Annotated in this window: 3 protein-coding genes; all 3 read left to right on the forward strand. The window is 67.7% G+C overall.

Features of this window, described 5'->3' with window-relative positions; all coding sequences use genetic code 11:
* On the forward strand, positions 1–796 hold a 796-nt coding region (locus ACE5CZ_RS05985; protein WP_374946422.1), incomplete at its 5' end, for an amidohydrolase family protein.
* A 42-nt stretch (positions 797–838) separates the two neighbouring features.
* Positions 839–1,759 (forward strand): factor-independent urate hydroxylase, encoded by a 921-nt coding sequence (gene pucL / locus ACE5CZ_RS05990; protein ID WP_374946423.1) that lies wholly within the window; start codon positions 839–841, stop codon positions 1,757–1,759.
* 7 nt (positions 1,760–1,766) lie between these two features.
* On the forward strand, positions 1,767–2,567 hold an 801-nt coding region (locus ACE5CZ_RS05995; protein ID WP_374946424.1), incomplete at its 3' end, for an amidohydrolase family protein.

The following is a 2,567-nucleotide window of genomic DNA, read 5'->3' on the forward strand; positions in this document are numbered from 1 at the left end:
AGACCCCGCCGTGCTCGACAGGAGCGAGAGCGACGGCGGCGCTGACTACCTCGACTTCGTGGCGAGCCGCCCCGACCTCGCCGAAGAAGACGCCATCGCCCACGTCATCGAGGCCGTACGCTCCACCGGCGTTCGCGCACACATCCTGCACCTCTCGAGCGCCCGAGCGCTGCCGCAAATCGAGGCCGCCAAGGCAGAGGGGCTGCCGATCACGGTCGAGACCTGCCCCCACTACCTGAGCTTCTCGGCCGAAGGCATTCCCGACGCGGGCACGCAGTTCAAGTGCTGCCCGCCCATCCGCGATGCCGGCAACCGCGAGCTGCTGTGGCAGGCGCTCGAGTCGGGCCTGATCGACATCGTCGCCTCCGACCACTCCCCCTCGACCAGAGAACTCAAGTTCGCCCACGACGGCGACTTTCAACTGGCATGGGGAGGCATCTCCGGCCTGCAGCTCAGCTTGAGCGCGGTCTGGACGGGCGCGCGGGCCCGCGGTATTCCGCTCGAGCGGGTCGTCGACTGGATGTCTGCCCAGACCGCCCGGTTCGCCGGACTCTCGCAGAAGGGTCGCATCGAGGCGGGAGCCGATGCCGACCTCGTGGCGTTCGCCCCCGAGGCCGCGTTCACCGCGAGCGCGGATGCTCTGCTGCACAAGAACAAGGTCTCGGCGTTCGACGGATCCGAGCTCACGGGCCTGGTCGCCGTGACCTGGCTGGCCGGCGTGCCGGTCTACACGTCAGGCGCCGTCGACGACGCGTCCGCATCCACGCCCACCGGCCGACTGCTGTCGCGCGCCTGATCGCCGATCGCGCCCACTCACCCTCGAACATAGGAGCGCCCCATGGCAATCGTTCTCGGACCCAACCAGTACGGCAAGGCGGAGAACCGCGTCGTGCGCATCACCCGCGACACGGCACGCCACGAGATCCGCGACCTGAACGTGTCGACGGCCCTGCGCGGGGACTTCTCGGCCGCGCACCTCGTGGGCGACCAATCTCGAGTGCTGCCCACCGACACGCAGAAACAGACGGCCTACTCCTACGCCAAAGAGAAGGGTGTCGAGTCGATCGAGGCCTACGGGCTCGAACTGGCCCGGCACTTCGTCGACGACGTCGCTCCCGTGGAGGGCGCCCGAATCGAGATCGAGGAATACGCGTGGGAGCACGCGGTCATCGACGGAGTGGAGCATGAGCACACCTTCGTGCGCCTCGGCCAGGAGGTGCGCACCGCCGCGATCACGGTCGAGGGCACGGGCGCCGGGCAGAAGACGTGGGTGATCGGCGGCCTGAAAGACCTGGTGATCCTCAAGTCGACGGGCAGCGAGTTCCACGGATTCCTCGAAGACGAGTACACGCGCCTCGAGCCGACCACCGACCGGGTGATGGCCACGGCCCTCATCGCGCAGTGGCGCTTCACCGAGACCGGTGTCACGTGGGCCGAGATCTGCTGGAACGACATCTACGCCGGCATCAAGCGCATCCTCATCGCGCAGTTCGCGACCCTGCATTCGTTGGCTCTGCAGCAGACGCTCTACGAGATGGGCAAGGCCGTGCTCGAAGAGTACCCGTTCATCGCCGAGATCAGGTTCTCTGCCCCCAACAAGCACCACTTTCTCTACAACCTCGAGACGTTCGGCGTCGAGAACAACAACGAGGTCTACCACGCCGACGACCGCCCCTATGGCCTCATCCAGGCCGCCGTTCTGCGCGACGACGCACCGGATGCCGGCCCCGCGTGGATTCCCGCCGCGAACCTCGCGTAGACCCGTCATGAGCACTGTCTACCGGGGGCACATTTTTCACATCAATGGCTCCCCCTCCGTTGCGGATGCGCGAGACCACCTCGTGTCGCTTCCCGACGGCGCCCTGGTCGTGTCGGATGCCGGCACGATCGAGTGGATCGGCGCTGCCGCCGAGCTGCCGCCGACGTTCGCCGGCGCGCCCGTCGTCGACAACCGGGACGGATACATCGTGCCCGGCTTCGTCGACGCTCACGTGCACTTTCCGCAGACGTACTCCACCGACTCGTACGGTGGAGGCCAGCTGCTGGAGTGGCTCGACCACTGCATCTTTCCGGCCGAGTCGCGGCTCGCCGACCCCCAGTTCGCCGAGCGCATCGCGCGCGATTTCACCCGTCGCCGGGTCGCCGCCGGAACGACGGCCGCGATGGTGTTCGGCTCCGCCTTTCCACACGCGCAGGATGCCCTCTTCCGTGCCACGCGGGAAGCCGGGCTGCGCGTGGTGTCGGGCCGCGGCATCCAGACCGTGGGGCCGGAGTCGGCGAATGCGCTGATCATCGGCGATGCAGAGGCGCTTGCGTTGGTGCGTGACGAGATCTCGACGTGGCACGCCGTGGATACCGGTGATGCGACGACGGCGCGCATTCAGGTCGCGGTCGTGCCGCGGTTCAGCCTGTCGGTGACGCGCGAGACGCTGCGCTCGCTCGGCGAACTCTACGACGAGGTGCGTGGATCGGGCGTGTATTTCCACACTCACCTGAGCGAGAACGACAGCGCCGTCGGCGGCGAGATCGCCGCGGTGAAGGCGGTCTACGAGGTCGAGAGCTACCTC

Origin of the sequence: Agreia sp. (assembly GCF_964263775.1) — a bacterium.
Taxonomy (GTDB): Bacteria; Actinomycetota; Actinomycetes; order Actinomycetales; family Microbacteriaceae; genus Agreia.